The following is a 19,750-nucleotide window of genomic DNA, read 5'->3' as shown; positions in this document are numbered from 1 at the left end:
TCTCTAATTGCAAATTCGTATGCCGACCCTTGACATACTGCACTTGGAGCCTATCATAAAGCATAGAGTTCTTCCACTTTTAGTAGTGTAAACACACGATTCCTCATTACTATGCGCAAGGAGGAACACTATGCTGAAGTCTTCGATTTATCAGTCTAATTTACGCAAAGTAGTTATGATAGGCAACTTCATACCACGCCGTTGTGGCATTGCTACATTCACCACCGATCTTCTCACTGCTCTCAAGGAGGAAGATCCCTACCTTGAATGCTGGGCGGTAGTTATGAATGACATTCCCGAAGGTTATCAATATCCACCCCAGGTACGATTTGAAGTGAATCAATGGGCGCTAGATGAGTACAGATTAGCCGCCGATTTTCTAAATATGAACAGAGTGGACGTTGTTTGTCTCCAGCATGAATACGGAATTTTCGGAGGAGAGTACGGTTCCCACATACTGGAGCTACTGGCCACACTCAGAATGCCTGTGATAACAACCCTTCATACGGTTTTAAGCTCACCGTCTCCAGGTCAGTTAAGCGTAATGAAACACATAGCGCAATTTTCGGATAAACTCGTAGTCATGAGTAATAGAGCAATTGACATCCTGATGGACGTCTACAAAGTTCCGCGAGAGAAGATTGTGATGATACATCACGGAATCCCAGATGTGCCCTTCATAGATCCAAATTTCTACAAAGATCAGTTTGGTGTTGAAGGGCGTAAAGTCATACTTACCTTCGGTCTGCTTTCACCAGGTAAAGGAATCGAAACCATGATAGACGCCCTACCCTACATAGTTAAAGAGCACCCCGACGTTGTTTACATAGTGCTTGGAGCAACACATCCGCATATAAAGAGAGAACAAGGTGAGGCTTATCGCCTGTTTCTCCAGAGAAAAGCGCGGGAAAACAACGTTGCTCAACATATCATCTTTCACAACCGATTCGTAGACTTGAAAGAACTGTGCGAATTCTTAGGCACAGCAGATATCTACGTGACACCATATGTAAACAAAGAACAGATTGTCTCAGGCACTTTGGCTTACGCCCTAGGATGTGGAAAAGCAACCATTTCCACTCCTTACTGGTACGCCGAGGAGATGCTTGCCCAAGGACGGGGACGCCTCGTCCCCTTTCAGAATCCAGAAGCACTTGCAGAGCAGGTAAATGATCTTCTCCAAAACGAAGTAGAACGTCACGCAGTCCGTAAGCGGGCCTACACTTTTTGCAGGAATATGGTATGGAAAGAAGTGGCGAGAAAGTATCTCGAAGTACTGAGTGAAGTGAAACAGGAAAGGGAAAGAACCCCGCGACCTGTTTTCCAGACCAAAACCATGGCAGCAATACCTCGGGAAATACCACAGATAAAGCTGGATCACATAATTAGACTAACGGACAACGTAGGCATCATGCAGCATGCCAAGTATATCGTGCCCGACCGATACTACGGTTACTGCACGGATGACAATGCCCGAGCTTTAATTGCAGTTCTCATGGCAAACGATCTCATAGCTGATAGCCTCACGGTTACGAACCTGGCTTGCACTTACCTAAGTTTCCTGCTCCATGCCTTCAATAAAGAGAAACGCTGTTTCCGTAATTTCATGGGATACGACAGACAATGGATGGAAGAAGTCGGGTCAGAAGATAGCCACGGTCGTGCTCTTTGGGCACTTGGAGAAACAGTTGCTATTTCCGATTCTGATGACATTCGGTGTGCAGCACAAATGCTATTTGAGATGGCTTTACCTGCATTGAAGGATTTTAGCTCACCTAGGGCTTGGGCCTTCGCACTAACGGGCATAAATGCATATTTGAAGAGATTCGGCGGGGCGAGTGAAGTACGTCGTATAAGAGATACAGTTGCAGAAAAACTATTTCAGTTGTATCAGCAAAATGCCTCCGACGGTTGGCCATGGATCGAAGAAAAAGTGACATACGCGAATGGAAGGATCTCCCACGCGTTACTTATATCGGGACACGCCATGCAAAGACAGGATATGGTAGAAGCTGGTCTACGTTCACTGGAATGGCTCATCGATATCCAGACAGATTCAAAAGGGCACTTTGTTCCCATTGGAAACAACGGTTGGTACTGCAAAGGAGGTCCAAAGGCCCGTTTTGATCAGCAGCCCATAGAGGCCTTCAATATCATTGTCGCCTGTAGAGAGGCTTACAACATTACTAAGGACCCCCGATGGATAGATAAAGCCCAGCTGTGTTTGGAATGGTTCCTAGGAAGAAACGATCTCAACGTACCTCTCTACGATCACCGCACAGGTGGTTGTTGCGACGGACTCCATGCTGATGGACCCAACCGTAATCAGGGCGCCGAATCAACTTTGGCATGCTTTCTTTCCTTTATGACGATGTACCAGATCAGGAGCGTACAGATTTCTGTGGAGGCTGAGGACAAATTAGAGAACAAATTTTCCAACAAATTTGAAAACACCAATGAGGGATTTGCCATTGCGAAATAAGCCCATTATCATGATTAGCTCATATCCTCCCAGATTATGTGGAATAGCCACTTTCTGCGAAGAGGCAAGGGAATTCATCCAGAAAGCAAATCCCCATCGCGCAGTGTTTGTCATAAGCCACACCGATGGAGAAGGCGATGGGGTCTTTCCAATTATAGACCCCAAGCAGAGCAACTGGTGGAAACCAGTTGCCGATAAAGTTAAAGAGCTGGACCCATACGTAGTACACATCCAACACGAATACGGCCTGTATGAACACTGTGATAGCCGTGGCATAGGTGATGGCAATGATGGTTTTCTTGCCCTGCTGGAAGCCATAGGAGACCGTCCTATCGTAGTTGAGCCCCATACAGTACACGGTAGACTCAGCGATTTTGAAGCAGATTTTATATTCAAAGTATGTCAACGAAGCCACGTAGTCCTTTTTAAATGCCACTACCAGAGATGGCGACTTGACTGGAACTTCCGGTGCAGAGAATGGCCCATACCACAGAACATAATGGTAGTTCCTCACGGGGCTCGACCTGATAAACAGTGGAGCGACGAAGAAATCCCTCTTCTTAGAAAGGAACTCGGACTGGATCTAGTAGGAATGGCAGAGAATATAGTGGGCATGGTAGGATGGATACAGTCGAATAAAAGATGGGACATCTTACTGAAAATGTGGGAGGAACTTTACCAAATTCTGAAAGAAAAAACGGGTAAAGACTGGGATTTATTGGCGGCGGGAGCTATGCGCGATCCCGCACATCGAAGCGATTACGAAGTCTGGACACAAGAACTAAAATACCTGGAGAAAAAAGGCATTGCCCACTACAGAGAATTCATACCCCGTGGTGACGATTACTACAAAATGATAGCAGTTTGTGATTTTGTAGTACTACCCACGGTTGATGAAACACAATCCGGAACATTAGCGCGAATAATATCGGTCAACAGGCCGTACATAACAACAGCCCCGATGGAAGGTTTAACGGCACAAACAATTGAAAGCGAAGGAGGACTCTTGTTCACAAATAGAGAAATGCTAAAGGATAAAATCGTTCTCCTAGCCTCATGTGAGGAACTCCGCCTGAAGCTCAGAAAAAATTTAAAACATTACCTCGAAAACGTTGTCTCCTGGGAAGTAATCGCAAAGAAGTACAATGAGGCTTACGAACTCGCCAACAAAGCTGTAAAAACGGGCAAACCTGTGGAGTTGGAATCAGAGTTCTGAGTTATTACCAAATGTCTAATACTCGGTAGTTCTCTAAAAGTAAAGAAGTATAAAATTAACATGAAGTACACGAAGAAAGAGCTGTTCGTAAGATATCCTGGAAATCCTATAATACAGGTAGATGATCTTCCATATTCAGCAAACTCAGTATTCAACGCGGGAGCTACACTTGTCGACGGAGCCACTCTCCTTTTAATGAGGGTGGAGGACCGACGTGGTATTTCTCATTTTACTGCAGCAAGGAGCCAAGACGGCATAAAAAACTGGGCGATAGACCCTAAACCCACATTGATACCTGATCCCAAAAGACATCCTGAAGAGGAATGGGGGATTGAAGATGCGAGAATTACCTACCTTAAAGAAAAAAACTGCTGGGCAATTGTTTACACAGCATACTCTCGCCTAGGCCCTGTGGTTTCTCTGGCGACAACAAAAGACTTTAATAACTTCGAGCGACACGGCGTAATCCTACCTCCGGAAAACAAAGACGCCGCTCTCTTTCCGGAAAGAATAAACGGGAACTGGATTATGATCCACCGTCCTGTATCAACATTTCCAAGTCTAGGGGCACATATGTGGATTTCCTATTCTCCAGACCTAATCCACTGGGGTAAACACAAGGTTCTTCTCATGGCAAGAGAAGGTGCTTGGTGGGATGCGCGAAAAATCGGACTATCCCCCCCTCCCATAAAAACCGAAAAAGGATGGATCATATTATACCACGGAGTGAAAACCACGGTGAGTGGTTGCATTTATCGTCTAGGACTTGCTCTTCTCGATCTGAAGGACCCTACCCGAGTTCTTGCCAGAACAGATGAATGGATATTTGCGCCGGAAGAGCCTTATGAAATGGTAGGAGATGTCGATAAAGTTGTGTTTCCCTGTGGTTGGATATTGACGGACGGCGAAATCCGCTTATATTATGGAGGGGCAGACAAAAGCATTTCTCTTGCGACCGCCAAACTATCGGACTTACTGGATTATTTAGCGCAACAGGGTTAAGGGTACCTCAATGAAAGTTGCAATGTTGGCACCAATAGCGTGGAGAACTCCTCCTAGACATTATGGTCCCTGGGAATACGTAGTTTCTCTACTCACAGAGGGTCTTGTAGAAAAAGGCATAGACGTGACACTATTTGCCACAGGTGATTCCCAAACAAAGGGGAAATTGGTGAGCGTATGCCCTCGGGGATACGAAGAAGACAAATCAATTTTACCAAAAGTATGGGAATGTCTACATATATCGGAGGTTTTTGAAAGGAGTAATGAATTCGATATAATCCACAATCATTTCGATTTTCTGCCTCTCACATACTCCGGACTAACAGGTACACCCGTGGTTACCACTATCCATGGTTTTTCCTCCCCGAAGATCTTGCCTGTCTACCAAAAATACAATAATAAAACATTCTACGTCGCTATCAGTGAGGCTGATAAACACCCTTCCCTTGATTACATCGCCACAATTCATCATGGTATAGATCTAACAAAATTCACATTTCAGAAAGATCCAGGAGATTATCTCCTTTTTTTTGGTCGAATTCACCACGAAAAGGGAACGAGGGAATGTATAGAAATCGCAGAAAAAACTGGGTTTAAACTCATCATAGCAGGAATCATTCAGGATGAAGATTATTTCAACCTCTACGTGAAACCAAAACTAAATGGTATAGATATAGTTTACGTTGGTAGTGCAGGGCCCCAGGAGAGAGATCGTCTCCTTGGAGGTGCTTATGCGCTCTTACACCCCATAAACTTCAATGAACCGTTTGGTCTTTCTGTAGTAGAAGCAATGGCCTGCGGAACACCAGTTATCGCCATCAACAGAGGTAGTATGCCTGAGGTGATTGTTGATGGTGTCACCGGGTTTCTGACAACCAATGTGGATGAGATGCTAGAAAAAGTCCCCCTAGTCCAGTACCTCGATAGGAGCCAATGCCGTCTCTGGGTAGAAGAACGTTTCAGTGTGGATAGGATGGTAAATGACTACATTAAAGTGTACGAGAAAATCCTGGAATGCAGAAAAAGAGAGGACCACCGACCGTGGGGGTTCTATGAAATTCTGTCCGACCATTCATACCATAAAGTCAAAAGAATTACAGTATACCCAGGGGAGCGTTTAAGTTATCAGAGACACAAATTCCGTTCCGAACACTGGTATGTTATCTCAGGAAGTGGCACAGTAACCATCGATGGTACTGAAAGATCTATGTCCCCAGGTGACGCGGTAAATATCCCCGTAGGAGCATGGCACAGGATACAAAATAACGGGAAGGACAAACTCGTGTTCATTGAGGTACAAACGGGTGATTACTTTGGAGAAGACGACATTGAGAGAGCTGAGGATGATTATGGGAGGGCCTGAAAAAGCCGTTATAAAAAGATACAATAAAAATCCCATTCTCACGAAACACGATGTTCCTTACCCGGTAGAAACGGTACATAACGCCGGGGTTACAAAGTACAACGGTAAATACATCATGCTCTTTAGATCCCACCTCCGCAATGGCCGCTCAATCATCGGACTGGCAGAGAGTGAAGATGGGTTTTCCTTCAGAGTTAGTGAAAAACCATTTATTATACCCGCAGAGGAGGAGCCGTTCGCTACCTATGAAGAATATGGGGTTGAAGACCCACGCATATGTTTCATGGAAGGACGATATCTTATTACGTATAGCGCTTACTCCAGGCATGGGATCCGTGTTGTACTTGCCGCAACTGAAGATTTTGAAAACTTGGAACGCATAGCCATTATTACCCAAGCTGACTGCCGTAATGTGGTACTCTTTCCAGAAAAAATAGGCAACAGATACATTCGTCTTGACAGACCTCATACGGAGGTTTCACCGTGGTCCATATGGATATCTTATTCCCCCGATCTTATTCACTGGGGGGATTCAAAGATTCTCATAAAACCTCTAAGGTACCACTGGGATGAAATGAAAGTAGGTCCAGGAGCAACACCCATTAAAACGGAAAAGGGATGGCTTAATTTGTTCCACGGAGTTTTCAAAACAATGGATGGTTCCATATATAGAATGGGCGTAGCATTACACGATCTAAAAGATCCCTCGCGATTAATAGGCGTGGCAGATGAATGGGTACTGCAACCTGAGGATCCTTGGGAGATAACGGGATATGTTCATAATGTGGTATTCTCCTGCGGAGCTGTTCCTGAAGACGATGGAACATTAAAAATATACTGGGGAGGAGCAGACACTGTAGTTTGCGCGGGCACTGCGAAGATTACAGAACTTGTAGAAATGTGTCTCCAAAATCCACGTCCTCCTCTGGGTTATTAAGGAAAACTAGAAAGAAATCGAAATGCCAAAAAAAGCAGAAAGGAAGAAAGTAAGAGGAAACTCGGAACGTCCAATTCAACAAAAAGTTGGTATACGGGCTTTACAGAAGGACATTTTATCCCTCTCGGGGAGTACCCTTTTGAACCGGTTACTGAAACATGACAATCCCGAAGAAGTTGTTAGACAATTGCCTGCTGAAGATTTCTACTGGATGATCAAAAAAGTGGGAATGGAAGACTCCGCCATAATCTTAAAACTCGCCTCAGAGGAACAATGGCAATACCTTTTAGACCTCGAGATCTGGGACAAAGACCTCATAAACCATGACAAAACCCTCTCCTGGTTGAGCTGTCTCGGTGATGCCGATCCGGAAAGATTGGCCGATTGGATCTTAAGTGAGGGTGGCACTCTGTTTTCCTTACTTCTCGTTCGACGTGCCCATGTAATTATAGTAGACGATGATGCTGAAGCTGTTATCCCTGAAGGATACTTCACGTTAGATGGAAGGTACTACATCCGATCCATTAAAGATGATGATCAACAACGGATTGAATATCTCTTAAGCTTACTTGCTCATAAAAACCACATTGGATACCAAAAATTTCTTCTTGCACTAGCCTCTGTTATCCCAGCAGAATCAGAAGAGGAACTCTACCGCATGAGGAATTCAAGACTCGCAGAATATGGCTTCGTGCCCTATGAAGAGGCACTCGCTGTTTATGCCCCTATGGAACCTCACGAGTTACAAAGAGAATCTTCATCAGTACTACCTGGTAGATTAACGTCGACAGAAGAAGCAACATCGGTTCCAGTATTACCGTTAGCGCATATTCGTGGCAAAACTCTTCTAACTAAAGCAATACAAAAAATAGAAGACTCACTAATCGTAGACCGTCTCCGCCTTGAATTTTCCAATCTCTGCAACAGTCTAATTGCGGCCGATGGCTTTAAAGTTGAAGATCGTGAAATCCTAAGTTTCTACTGTCAGAGGGCAAGTGGATACCTCAATATTGCCTTAGAATTTCTCTCCAAAGACGAGGATGAGGCGGCGTTGCTTTTGAAAATTCACAATATAATCTCTCTATTCAGAGTAGGTTATGGTTTCGCCGTTAAACTGCAAAGAGAAATAAAGAACTGGCGCCGTGAAAGCTGGTTCCACAATATGGGGTGGAACATTGATTTCTGGGGTAAACCCTGGGAAGAAACGCTAAATGGGCTTCTTGCAATACGACCCCTCTTTTACACAATTGAGAAAAACAAAGAATTGCACCGTGACTTTCAAAGTAAAGAGGAAATCGATTCGGCACGGCATAGATGCAGGCAGATACAGGCACTTGACAAACTATTATCCAGAATGACACTTTCCATAACCCAGAGTGAAGCACGCAAACTTTACAGAACCTTTTACCCCCTTATTTTCAACCGCTGGGCACGGAGCATTTTGGGCAAAAAAGCAAAAGAGGATCCCCTGAGCATTGAGGAAGCCCAGCAATTCTTCCGAATAGTCAGGAAGGGGCAGTCCGCACCACCCTATAGAATGGACGAATTCCGCGAACATTTCATAACTGCCTTAATGGAGGGAGCCTACGAATATTCTGAGATGGAGAAAAATTCATTAAAAGATGCGCTGAATTTCATCTGGAATATCTTTTGCGAAGAGTATGAAAACATTCGAGAAGAACACCTCGATAGTAGGTATTCCCCATATTTACTGATCGCTAGTTCAAAATAATGTCCCTATTCCTGTTTGAATCTTATAACAAAAAATCACCTCAAAAAATTTACCGCTTGAACGTTGACACCCTCAAGGGTTCTCTCTCAATTCTGTGGTTCCAGAAGGAAAATCTAACCAAAGTGATCCGCCTAGTACTTCCCTCCAAAAGTGAGGTAGACAACTATGTGACACGTATACCAGTAAAAAAAAATATACCGACAGATCTTATGTCGCTGTGCGAAACACTAAAACAATACTTCCAGGGACAAGACGTCAATTTTCCCCTTCATTTGCTCCACTACGACATATGTAGCCCGTTTCAGAGACAAGTATTTATGGCCTGTACTACTATTCCCAGAGGTAAAGTGATCACCTACGGAACTCTTGCCAAACATCTAGGAGACATGCGCCTATCCAGGGCAGTTGGGCAAACGCTGGCAAAAAACCCCTTTCCTATTGTAATCCCCTGTCATCGTGTTGTATACTTTAATGGTTATATCGGTGGGTTCAGTGCCGGGAAGGATATGAAGCTTTGGCTTCTGAAAAACGAAGGGATATACATTAGCAAAGATAGAATCCGAATGGAGAATTATCTGTTTGATTTCTAACAACCATGAACGAACGCCCAGGTGAAAACATAAAAATAACCGTTAATAAAAGTGAAAAAAACGACACTCGTCCTTCATTCTGGAATAACAGCAAGCGTTACTACGACCTGAAAAGTTACTGGAAAAACAAATTCGGTTGCAACGTCTACAAGCTTCCCATCGACGCTGGATTTACATGCCCGAATCGAGATGGAAAGGTAGGATGGGGAGGGTGTGTTTACTGTGATGGCAGAGGATCCCAATTGAGACAGAAAGGTCCTCTACCTTCGATTACTGATCAAATAGCCAAAGGTAAAGCTTACTACTCAGCACACAAACAGGCTGGGAAATTCATCGCTTATTTTCAGACTTTTACAAACACCTACGGTCCCCTCACACATTTGAAAGCACTGTACGACGAAGCGCTGAATCAAGAGAATGTCATAGGTATTTCCATAGGCACACGGCCGGATTGTGTTCAACCAGAAGTACTTTATCTATTAGAAAGTTACGCAAAAAAATACCACGTATGGGTTGAATATGGCCTACAATCCATTCATGACAGGACCCTTACTCTGATCAACAGGTGCCACGACGCTGCAACTTTCATAGACGCTATAATGCGCACAGCAGGTCGGGGTATTCATATTTGCGTTCATATAATCGTGGGACTACCTGGAGAAACAAGGGATGATATCCTACAAACTGCGAAGGTTATCGCTTCTCTCCCCATAGACGGTATTAAAATTCATTCGTTGTTAGCACTTAAAGGGACAAAACTCGGTGATTGGTATGAAAATGGGGAAATATCATTGATGAGCAAAAGGGAGTACATTGACACTGTATGCGATATTCTTGAAATACTTCCACCGACAATGGTTATCCAACGCCTCACAGCAGATGGGTACAAAGATATTTTTCTTGGTCCCCAATGGGCTGTAAATAAGATGGATGTCCTAAATAGCATAGATAAAGAATTAAAGAGGCGCAATTCGTGGCAAGGAATAAAATATTCGGGTCATACAAGATCGGTGTCATAGATTACAGGGCGGGTAATCTCAAAAGTATATCTAACGCCTTAGATTATCTAGGGTTGTCCTACGTGATATCCCACGAGGGGCAAGTTCTGGATAAATGTGAAAGAATAATTATTCCTGGTGTGGGAGCCGCTGGACAAGCCATGGAAAATTTAGAGAATACAGGTCTAGCCAAGTGGATTTACCAGTGGTTTTGGGAGGGGAAACCAATTCTCGGTATATGTCTTGGTTCACAGATCATCCTTGAAAGAAGCGAGGAAAACCACACACCTTGCCTTGGCCTCATCGAGGGAACGGTGCGTAGACTCCAATCACCTGGCGGGGACATAAAGGTGCCTCACATGGGCTGGAATGCAGTTCATCTTCAAAAGCAACATCCTCTATTTTCAGGAATACCGGACCGGACGGAATTTTACTTCGCACATTCATACCACCCTGAACCAGAAGATGCTGCAACAGTAATAGGCATAACTGATTACGGCGTTAAATTCTGTTCTGCCCTCAGACGAAAAAACCTTGCCGCCGTTCAATTTCACCCTGAAAAGAGTGGGCGGTGGGGACTTCATCTCTTATCTAATTTCAGCAAATGGAAGGGAACTGATGTTGAGTAAAAGAATAATACCCTGCTTAGATGTAAGGGATGGTAAACTTACGAAAGGGATAAAATTTAAAAACAACGTAGATATCGGTGATCCTGTAGAAGCTGCAAAATTGTACTACGAACAAGGGGCTGATGAAATAGTCTTCTACGATATTACCGCTTCCCCCGAAGGCAGAAAGGTAACGCTCGATATGGTCGAGCGTGTCGCCGAAACCATATTTATTCCTTTTTCAGTAGGTGGAGGAATCGGATCCATCGAGGATATGAGAGCTGTACTACTAGCAGGGGCAGACAAAGTAAGTATAAATACAGAGGCAGTAAAAAATCCAGAGCTTATAAATCAGGGTGCACGTATGTTTGGAAGTCAGTGCATCGTTCTCGGAATGGATGTGAAAAGGGTCCCCCCTTCAAAATCCATCCCCTCGGGATTTGAAATATACATCCACGGTGGACGGACATCCACAGGTAAGGATGCCCTGCAATGGGCAAAGGAAGGGGAATCCCGAGGAGCTGGAGAGATTTGTTTGAACTCCATAGATGCCGACGGAACACAAGAAGGCTACGATGTTGAACTTACCCGTATGATCTCTGATACCGTGAAGATACCCGTAATAGCATCAGGTGGAGCAGGCAGACCTGAACACATCGCAGAAATCCTCACGGAGGGTAAAGCTGATGCCGCTTTAGTGGCATCAATCGTGCACTTCAAAATGTATACAATCTTCGAAATAAAGAAGTATCTTGCTGAAAAAGATATTAAGGTGCGCCTAAACTGGTAATCAATATGAAAGCGTATGTAATTGAGCGCATCAAAACAGTAGATGAAAATTCTCTCCTACAGGTAGATTTACCGGAACCAGTAGCTGGCGAAAAGGATATCATTATAAAAATATCTGTATGTGGTGTCTGCCATACTGAATTGGACGAAATTGAGGGACGTACTCCACCACCCTATCTTCCCGTAGTTCCCGGTCATCAAATAGTGGGAAGGGTGGTTTTCCGGGGGGCAAAGGTAAACCGCTTCACAGTTGGTCAAAGAGTAGGGGTAGGTTGGATATACTCTGCATGCAAAACCTGTTCTTTTTGTATGTCAGAGCAAGAAAACCTTTGCCCATCCTTCATTGCTACTGGAAGAGATAAACACGGTGGGTACGCAGAGTATATGTCCGTCCCTGAAGATTTCGCATACCTTATTCCCGAAATATACACAGATGAAGAGGCTGCACCACTGCTCTGCGCCGGTGCCATTGGATATAGATCTCTACGCCTTACAGGTATAAAAAATGGCGAGCATCTGGGGTTAACGGGCTTCGGCGCTTCTGCCCATCTGGTTGTCAAATTGGCAAAGTACCTATTACCCGATACAAAAATTTTTGTATTCGCAAGGAATCCCAGAGAGAGGGTTTTTGCAAAAGAATTGGGAGCTGTATGGACTGGCCACACAGAAGAAAAATCTCCGGAGCCATTGAAGGCCATAATCGACACAACACCTGCGTGGACACCTGTCCTGAAAGCCCTGGAAAATCTGGAGCCAGGTGGTCGTCTCATTATAAACGCCATCCGAAAAGAAGACACAGATAAGCACGTACTCTTGAGCCTTACCTATCCTCTACACCTCTGGATGGAGAAACAGATAAAGAGCGTAGCTAACGTAACTCGGAAAGACATTGAAGAATTTTTATCTATTGCCTCACAGATCCCCATTAAACCTGAAGTAGAAGTGTATCCCTTCGGAGAAACTAACAGAGCTATATGGGATTTGAAGAAAGGTAGCATCAGGGGAGCAAAAGTCCTGAGAATTAATTGATTTTTTCCACAACAAATAATCTTGACGCTCAAACTATCCTGTCATAAATTTATAAAAAACCCCGAAAAGGAGGCTAAAACCATAGTGGATAGTAAAAAGAGACACGAATTAAACATACAGCTTGCCCAGATGTTAAAAGGTGGTGTCATAATGGACGTCACCAGCGTAGAGCAGGCAAAAATTGCTGAAGAAGCCGGAGCAGTGGCGGTGATGGCGCTGGAGAGGGTGCCTGCGGATATCAGAGCTCAGGGGGGCGTAGCTAGAATGTCTGATCCAGCGCTAATAGCGGAGATCAAAAAGGCGGTTTCCATACCGGTAATGGCCAAAGTGCGAATAGGACATTTTGTGGAAGCACAGATACTTGAAGCTTTAAAAATAGACTACATCGATGAAAGCGAAGTACTAACACCTGCAGATGAAGAGTGCCATATTGACAAGACAAAATTCTCCATTCCTTTTGTCTGTGGTGCTCGCAACCTTGGTGAAGCTCTAAGAAGAATCGCTGAAGGTGCCGCAATGATCAGGACGAAGGGAGAAGCTGGAACGGGCAATGTCGTCGAAGCGGTACGCCATATAAGGACCATAAATCGTGAAATCCGCCAATTGAGAGTGATGTCAAAAGAAGAAGTCATGGGATACGCCAAAGAGAACGGAATACCCTATGAGTTAGCACTTCAGGTAAGAGAACTGGGCAGACTGCCCGTTGTGAACTTTGCAGCGGGTGGTATAGCCACGCCTGCCGATGCCGCACTGATGATGCAGTTGGGTTGTGACGGTATCTTTGTGGGTTCTGGAATCTTCAAATCTGCCAATCCCGCAAAAAGAGCTGAAGCTATTGTAAAAGCCACAGCGTATTACAACGATCCACAGAAGCTGCTTGAAGTTTCGATGGATTTGGGTGATCCAATGCTTGGACTGGAAATCAAAACAATACCCGAAGAAAAAAGACTCGCGACCCGAGGGTGGTAATTGTTATGATTGGCGTGCTTGATCTCCAGGGAGACGTAGTTGAACATTTGGACCATCTGGACCGCCTAAGTATAAGAAATATCAGGGTAAAAAAACCCGCTGATTTCGAAGGACTGAAGGGGCTTATAATACCGGGCGGTGAAAGCACCTGTATCGGGCGACTTTTGAAAACTTTTGGCCTCGACGAAGTTATTAAAAAAGCTTTCAACAAAGGTATGAAGGTGTGGGGGACATGTGCGGGTGCCATAATTATCGCCACATCTATCATAGGCGAAAAACCTTATCTTGGCTTAATGGACATAGTGGTGGAGAGAAATAGTTTCGGGAGCCAACTGGACAGTTTCTTCACCTACGCCAGTATCCCTGCTGTATCCGATGAACCAATCCCTCTAACTTTCATCAGAGCTCCCAAAATTAAAGCTGTAGGTCCTGGTGTGCGGGTCCTCTTACAGTTGGAAGATTACATAGCCGCTGCAGAATCAGAAGGAGCATTAGCAACAGTGTTTCATCCAGAAATGACAGAATCCCTCGCCTTTCATCGATACTTTGCTTTGAAATGCGGTATTACTGTGCCGGATTTGCCCTATTATAAAGACGACTCATGGACCTTGACTTCTTGGACTAAGTACTGCCGTGTGTGTTGATTGGTAACTTCCAAATCTACTTCTCGATGATTTTCAACCGCGCCCTGACATTCTCCGCCTGCTCTTTCTTGCCCCTCTTTTCGTAAAAATCAACCGTGAACTTCATATATGAGACAAGAGCCCTTTTCCATCCCATATGGGAAGCAGTGTTGATCGCAATTTTTAGAAGGTCCTCTGACACAATTCCTTTCTCCACGGCAATCCCACAGGCAACTAAACGGGAAAGAGGGTCATCTATGGAACCCACACTCCGAACCACTTGAAGAGCGTCGGGTTTAGAAAGAGCTTCGAAAAAAGTTATGTAATAACCGGGAAGAAGATTAGGTTTTACTTTGTCCGTCTCCCCCAGGAGAAAATAAAAATAAGTTTCGTTTCTTTCGTTGGGAGAAAGTTCCGCGATCTTAACAAACTCTTCAGTTTCCACCCTAGACAAAACAGCCCGCTGAAGCGCCATACGTATAAGAAAGGCCCTGGCTAGCGTTTCCAAATCACCACTTTTCTTGATTTCCTCAAGTGCCCGACGGAAGTACAAATCCGCATGATCCTCATTCCCCCCCATGTAACTCTTCTTGAAACCCTCAAGATAATTGTACCCCGCGACGGTCCAACTGGGTACCTCCCGACCTCCTCCACAAGAATAAAGCGAAAACGACAAAAAAACTAAAAAAAAGAATCTTATGAGATCACAAAAAAAACCTGTAGATTTCAATGGAGAAACATTCATGGCAACTTTATCTCCGGTTCCAATTTGAACGGTATCTTTCGGTTGAGCTCATTTATAAGCTCGTTCAATGAATTCACCGTTATGTCCAGTTCATGTCTCAACAGTTTTAGATCCTTTGTCGCCTCTGCGGTGTCCCCACTTATTTTAATAACGTTATCCATCACCCTACCCAACTTGGTAAGATTGACAGTGACCTCCTTAAGAACTTTAATGACAATAGAAATAACCCCTTCTTTCCCGTAAATCTCTTCATCCGTTTTCTTTAACAAGACACTTACCTGTTCAGAGATAGTGCGGGCATTACGTAGCGTGGCATGAACAGCTTCAACACTTTCCTTCTCACCTAGTACAAAATCCACAAGTCCCTTTTTCTGAGCAAGTGCCTCTGTAACCTCACCCGAATGGCGTAGAATCTTACGCACATCACCATGGGGATCAGCTAAGGATGCCGTTATCCTTTCGATATGTTCTGTTATAAGCGTAACTTTCTCGATTATCGGTTGAAACTTCTTTATTGCATCATTGATATCGTCCACTTCATATATTGTGGGCACCTCATGTGCGGAAAGAAGAGGGCTGTCCATGTTTACTGTAACAACCTTCAACTGTGGTGATCCGATCAGCGGTTTTTCCAAAATGAATTTACTGTCCTTGCGTAACCACTTCTTATGCTGGGAGGGAACTCGAATAGTTACCACTACGATGCCCTGATCATTCAGTTCCAGGTTGACAACCTTACCTATCTTAAATCCTGAAAACATAAGGGGCATTCCTACAGTCAACCCGCTGCCCGTTCTGGATGCAAGATGATAGGTTATCTCTGCCTGGAAAAGACCCTTTTTGTAAGCCATAAAAACAACTCCAGCTACTATAAGAACCGACGTGACGACAACAAACAGTCCTACCTTTAGCTCTCTGGACATATTTCAATCCCCATGTATCGGCCCTCGTTCCATGAATAATCCATAATCAAACACCTATGCAGTCGATCATCGATTTTTTTTAGTAACTCAATAACATATCTACAATCAACCAAACTGGGCATTATTTTAAAAGGCCTATCGATCACTACGTAATTTTCATGAACCATAACAGCCCTCAGTAACATCACAGCGAATCTCTCCCTGTCATTCAGGAAACTGTTGCGTATTCCCGCAATCCCCTCTAAACCTAAAACCGCAAGATATCTCATTACCTCCGCATACGCGTGCTTCTGGGACATTTTCCCATGATACTGAAGGATAAGTGCGATATTGTCAATCACATTCAGATTAGAAATAAGAGGCGCGTCCAGTGACACCAGACCAAGATTGGGCGGTCTTTCTTCTAAAATCTCCTTAAGAGCCTGATCCAGAGACTCTTCGTTGTCAAAAAGCTTCAGCTCAACTTTTCTAGCAAGGATCCGAGAATTAATGAGAACACCTCAATAAAAACTATTGCAATGAACACATTTATCATACCATTCAACACTGAAATGGGAATACTGGTCAACTCCTGGGTTGCTTGCAAACCGAAACGAAGGGGAATCAAAACTATAAAAAATCCAAAGATGGCGCACTTAACAAACATCACCAAAATATCGGTAAAAGACGCCGATTCCACCAATATGGAAGTATAGTCGCTTATACTCATATCGAAAAACACATTCGAAAAGAAGATACCACTGACAATGACCACTATGGAGAATATAGCACTGAGGAGCAAGATGGAAATTATCCCACTCAATACTCGAGGCACGTAGAGGTAGTTCAGAGGATCAATACCAAATAACTCCAAAGATTTTATTTCTCTGTTGACCTTCATAACCGCCATCTCCGTATTGATAGCCGACCCTGAACGAAGGGCAACAAGCAAGACAGTAATAAACGGTGCAAACTCCCTAACGACGAAAACCATCAACATATGACCAAAAAATCCAAAGAGCCCTATCTCCCTCAGATAATGTCCCAGAAAACCAATAAAAACAATCCCAAAAATGACAGAGACAAATAAAAAAAGCGGCAAAATCTGGATAGAAGTAAAGTAAATCTGGTTAATCAACACCATCCAAACAGCACTATTATACGTTCCAGGCGATATCATTCGGCGCAAAACTAAAATAGAAAAAAAGAAGGTTTCGTACCATAATTGGCCGAAGCTTATAGCCCCCTTTCCCACATTTTCAATCAAGTCTCTCACTACGCCAGACCCCAACTTAACCAAATAATTTATGAATCATTACCATATCGCCCCTCGATTGGCAAACGGCACCTAAGAATTCATTGACGAAACTGGAAAAACCATCTATAGGGCACACGAACATGAAAATATGCCGTTTTGAATCAAAGAGTAAAGTATTCTTGGGAACAGTTGATCCAGAAAATCCGGGATACGCATACATCATCGAAGGTGACATTTTCGGGGATTGGAAGGTAACAAATAAAAAATATAGTATAACAAAGTTGCTACCCCCCGTGCTACCTCCTAACGTGTTTGCCCTGGCATTCAGTTACGGAAAACACGCGGAAGAAACAGGCACAGCTAAGCCTGTAAGTCCAGTTGTATTCATGAAAGCCACAACCAGCGTCATCGGCCACAATGACCCCATATTACTCCCATTGGCTGGCCCGGAAAAGGTAGATTTCGAAGGTGAACTGGCTGTCGTTATAGGCCGGCGTGCAAAAAACGTAAATCCTTCGGAAGCAATGGATTATGTTTTGGGATTTACGTGTGCAAATGACATTAGTGCAAGAGATTGGCAATTCGAAAAACAGGAGGGACAGTGGACTAGGGGTAAGAGTTTTGATACCTTTTGTTCCTTAGGTCCTTTCCTTGTTACTAAAGACGAGATAGAAAATATTCACAATTTGAGAATTCAAACAATACTAAACGGAAAGGTTATGCAGGATGCCTCCACAGCCGAACTTTTGTTCTCCATCCCTGCGATTGTATCAGACTTGAGTCGTTCCCTAACCCTGCTTCCAGGAACCGTCATTCTCACAGGAACTCCCGAAGGCGTAGGTTTCACGAGAACACCAGCCGTCTTTCTGAAAGAGGGGGATACAGTGACGGTATCGATCGAACACCTTGGTAGTCTTACTAACCCAGTGGTTCGAGAAAAATGAAAACAAATATATGAGTATTTGACATGCCAAGTAACGTGCATATATTTTGTTTAAATATATTTATCTGCTGGTGAGGAAAATAACAGTATGTCTCAGCGCAATAAAAAAACTACCTTTTTGATGTTTCTACTGGCGTGCCTCGTTGGGTTCACTATTGTGTCCCTTGTTGAGGTTCTCCGATCAACCTTCCAGACTCCAGTAGGCCCTGATGTTCAGTCAGCTTCGGCTATATCTGGGGACAGTAGCAGGCCCCTGTCTTTTGCCGATCTCGCCGAAAAAGTAAAGCCTGTGGTGGTAAATATAAGCACAACCAAGATCATAAAGGAACGCCGTTACCCTTCTCCTTTCTGGGATTTCCCTTTTGATAAATTCTTTTTCGGCGATGAATTTTTCGAACGGTTTTTTGGCGACGTACCTAGACGTCAATTCAAACAACACAGTCTAGGTTCAGGATTCATCATAAGCTCCGATGGATACATATTCACGAATAATCACGTTGTGGAGCGAGCTGACAAAATAATTGTAAAACTGTCTAACGGACAGGAATACGAGGCCAAGATCATTGGCCGTGATTCCAAAACAGATATAGCTCTCATAAAAATCAAGCCTCGTGAGACGTTGCCTGTAGCAGAATTGGGAGACTCGGATAAACTCCGTGTAGGTGAGTGGGTAATCGCCATCGGAAATCCCTTCGGTCTAGAACACACAGTTACAGCCGGCATAGTAAGCGCTAAAGGGCGCGTAATTGGAGCAGGACCGTACGATGATTTTATTCAAACCGATGCTTCCATTAACCCCGGAAACAGCGGGGGTCCACTTTTTAACATGGAAGGTAAGGTCGTAGGTATCAACACAGCGATAGTCGCCAATGCCCAGGGCATAGGTTTCGCGATCCCCATAAACATGGCAAAGAACATCCTTGCGGACTTGAAATCGAAGGGCAAAGTGACCCGCGGTTGGCTCGGCATTTCAGTCCAGGATGTAACCGATGACATAGCCCGTGCCTTAAATCTAAAAGAAAACAGAGGTGCAATAATCTCGGAAGTTTTTCAAGGTGAGCCAGCCGAACGGGCCGGCTTGAAAGCCGGAGATATAGTTACAGAGATCAACGGCAAAAAAATAAAAAATTCCCACGAATTGCTTTTAATAATCGCATCTTGTCGTGTTGGTGAAACTATAAACGTCAAAGTACTTAGGGATGGTAAGGAACTCACAGTGAACGTTGTGGTGGCCGAAAGACCGGAACACCCTGAATTAGTTATCTCTAAGGGTACAAAGGATGATTTGGGATTAATAGTGGAGGACATTTCACCGGAAATCGCCCAATACTTCGGCATCTCTAGAAAAAGTGGAGTAGTTGTAGTCAAAGTGAAAAGGCACAGTATCGCAGACGAAGTGGGAATCCAACCTGGTGACGTCATACTTGAAGTGAACAAAGTGAAAGTTAATTCCACAAAAGAATACAACCGGGAGATATCAAAACCGGCGGCCAAAAAATCAGTAATGTTGCGCATACAGAGAGGATCGGCAACCTTCTACGTAGTCCTGAAAAGATAGACCTCT

Annotated in this window: 19 protein-coding genes; 15 read left to right on the top strand and 4 right to left on the bottom strand. The window is 44.0% G+C overall.

What is annotated here, in order from left to right:
• Window positions 1-130 precede the first annotated feature (130 nt).
• The 13 genes from N2317_03030 (at window position 131) to pdxT (ending at window position 14,359) form a co-directional block, all read left to right on the top strand.
• Window positions 131-2,482, top strand: coding sequence for a glycosyltransferase family 4 protein (locus N2317_03030; GenBank protein MCX7816474.1), 2,352 nt, complete (start codon window positions 131-133; stop codon window positions 2,480-2,482).
• Between the two features lie 10 nt (window positions 2,483-2,492).
• Window positions 2,493-3,698 carry a hypothetical protein gene (locus N2317_03025; GenBank protein MCX7816473.1) on the top strand — a complete coding sequence of 402 codons (1,206 nt, stop codon included), beginning with the start codon at window positions 2,493-2,495 and terminating at the stop codon, window positions 3,696-3,698.
• Window positions 3,699-3,758: 60 nt separating this feature from the next.
• Window positions 3,759-4,700: a glycosidase gene (locus tag N2317_03020; GenBank protein MCX7816472.1), complete on the top strand. Its 942-nt coding sequence runs from the start codon at window positions 3,759-3,761 to the stop codon at window positions 4,698-4,700.
• Window positions 4,701-4,710: 10 nt separating this feature from the next.
• The gene (locus N2317_03015) at window positions 4,711-6,063 is read left to right on the top strand and encodes a glycosyltransferase (protein MCX7816471.1); all 1,353 of its coding nucleotides are present in this window, start codon (window positions 4,711-4,713) and stop codon (window positions 6,061-6,063) included.
• Window positions 6,050-7,000 carry a glycoside hydrolase family 130 protein gene (locus N2317_03010; protein ID MCX7816470.1) on the top strand — a complete coding sequence of 317 codons (951 nt, stop codon included), beginning with the start codon at window positions 6,050-6,052 and terminating at the stop codon, window positions 6,998-7,000. Before N2317_03015 ends, N2317_03010 begins: the two co-directional genes overlap by 14 nt.
• A 22-nt stretch (window positions 7,001-7,022) precedes the next feature.
• Window positions 7,023-8,732 (top strand): DUF6178 family protein, encoded by a 1,710-nt coding sequence (locus N2317_03005; GenBank protein ID MCX7816469.1) that lies wholly within the window; start codon window positions 7,023-7,025, stop codon window positions 8,730-8,732.
• Window positions 8,733-8,854: 122 nt separating this feature from the next.
• Window positions 8,855-9,322, top strand: a complete 468-nt coding sequence (locus N2317_03000) for an MGMT family protein (GenBank protein MCX7816468.1) — start codon at window positions 8,855-8,857, stop codon at window positions 9,320-9,322.
• A 5-nt stretch (window positions 9,323-9,327) separates the two neighbouring features.
• Window positions 9,328-10,341, top strand: coding sequence for a TIGR01212 family radical SAM protein (locus tag N2317_02995; protein ID MCX7816467.1), 1,014 nt, complete (start codon window positions 9,328-9,330; stop codon window positions 10,339-10,341).
• The gene (hisH, locus tag N2317_02990) at window positions 10,296-10,949 is read left to right on the top strand and encodes an imidazole glycerol phosphate synthase subunit HisH (GenBank protein MCX7816466.1); all 654 of its coding nucleotides are present in this window, start codon (window positions 10,296-10,298) and stop codon (window positions 10,947-10,949) included. Before N2317_02995 ends, hisH begins: the two co-directional genes overlap by 46 nt.
• Window positions 10,939-11,718: an imidazole glycerol phosphate synthase subunit HisF gene (gene hisF, locus N2317_02985; GenBank protein ID MCX7816465.1), complete on the top strand. Its 780-nt coding sequence runs from the start codon at window positions 10,939-10,941 to the stop codon at window positions 11,716-11,718. Before hisH ends, hisF begins: the two co-directional genes overlap by 11 nt.
• Window positions 11,719-11,723: 5 nt before the next feature.
• Window positions 11,724-12,746 (top strand): zinc-dependent alcohol dehydrogenase family protein, encoded by a 1,023-nt coding sequence (locus N2317_02980; GenBank protein MCX7816464.1) that lies wholly within the window; start codon window positions 11,724-11,726, stop codon window positions 12,744-12,746.
• Window positions 12,747-12,830: 84 nt separating this feature from the next.
• Window positions 12,831-13,715, top strand: coding sequence for a pyridoxal 5'-phosphate synthase lyase subunit PdxS (gene pdxS, locus N2317_02975; GenBank protein ID MCX7816463.1), 885 nt, complete (start codon window positions 12,831-12,833; stop codon window positions 13,713-13,715).
• 5 nt (window positions 13,716-13,720) lie between these two features.
• The gene (gene pdxT, locus N2317_02970) at window positions 13,721-14,359 is read left to right on the top strand and encodes a pyridoxal 5'-phosphate synthase glutaminase subunit PdxT (protein ID MCX7816462.1); all 639 of its coding nucleotides are present in this window, start codon (window positions 13,721-13,723) and stop codon (window positions 14,357-14,359) included.
• Window positions 14,360-14,375: 16 nt separating this feature from the next.
• Here pdxT and N2317_02965 read toward each other — a convergent pair whose 3' ends face one another.
• The 4 genes from N2317_02965 to N2317_02950 all read right to left on the bottom strand — a co-directional run bounded on the left by N2317_02965 (window position 14,376) and on the right by N2317_02950 (window position 17,261).
• Window positions 14,376-14,918 (bottom strand): hypothetical protein, encoded by a 543-nt coding sequence (locus tag N2317_02965; protein MCX7816461.1) that lies wholly within the window; start codon window positions 14,916-14,918, stop codon window positions 14,376-14,378.
• A gap of 161 nt (window positions 14,919-15,079) precedes the next feature.
• On the bottom strand, window positions 15,080-16,006 hold the full coding sequence (locus tag N2317_02960; GenBank protein MCX7816460.1) for an MlaD family protein: 927 nt from the start codon (window positions 16,004-16,006) through the stop codon (window positions 15,080-15,082).
• Window positions 15,991-16,305 carry a hypothetical protein gene (locus N2317_02955; GenBank protein ID MCX7816459.1) on the bottom strand — a complete coding sequence of 105 codons (315 nt, stop codon included), beginning with the start codon at window positions 16,303-16,305 and terminating at the stop codon, window positions 15,991-15,993. Before N2317_02955 ends, N2317_02960 begins: the two co-directional genes overlap by 16 nt.
• Before the next feature lie 155 nt (window positions 16,306-16,460).
• Window positions 16,461-17,261: an ABC transporter permease gene (locus N2317_02950; GenBank protein MCX7816458.1), complete on the bottom strand. Its 801-nt coding sequence runs from the start codon at window positions 17,259-17,261 to the stop codon at window positions 16,461-16,463.
• 122 nt (window positions 17,262-17,383) lie between these two features.
• On the opposite strand from N2317_02950, the gene N2317_02945 reads away from it, so the two are divergent.
• Together N2317_02945 and N2317_02940 are read left to right on the top strand one after the other, a co-directional pair.
• Window positions 17,384-18,187 carry a fumarylacetoacetate hydrolase family protein gene (locus N2317_02945; protein ID MCX7816457.1) on the top strand — a complete coding sequence of 268 codons (804 nt, stop codon included), beginning with the start codon at window positions 17,384-17,386 and terminating at the stop codon, window positions 18,185-18,187.
• An 87-nt stretch (window positions 18,188-18,274) separates the two neighbouring features.
• Entirely contained in the window at window positions 18,275-19,744 is a 1,470-nt protein-coding gene (locus N2317_02940; protein ID MCX7816456.1) for a DegQ family serine endoprotease, read from the top strand.
• The last annotated feature ends 6 nt before the right edge of the window (window positions 19,745-19,750 follow it).

This window comes from Syntrophales bacterium (assembly GCA_026417625.1).
In the GTDB taxonomy this organism is placed as follows: Bacteria; Desulfobacterota; Syntrophia; order Syntrophales; family UBA8958; genus JAOACW01.
The sequence above is the reverse complement of the archived record's forward strand: the minus strand, read 5'-3'. Positions and strand labels throughout refer to the sequence as shown.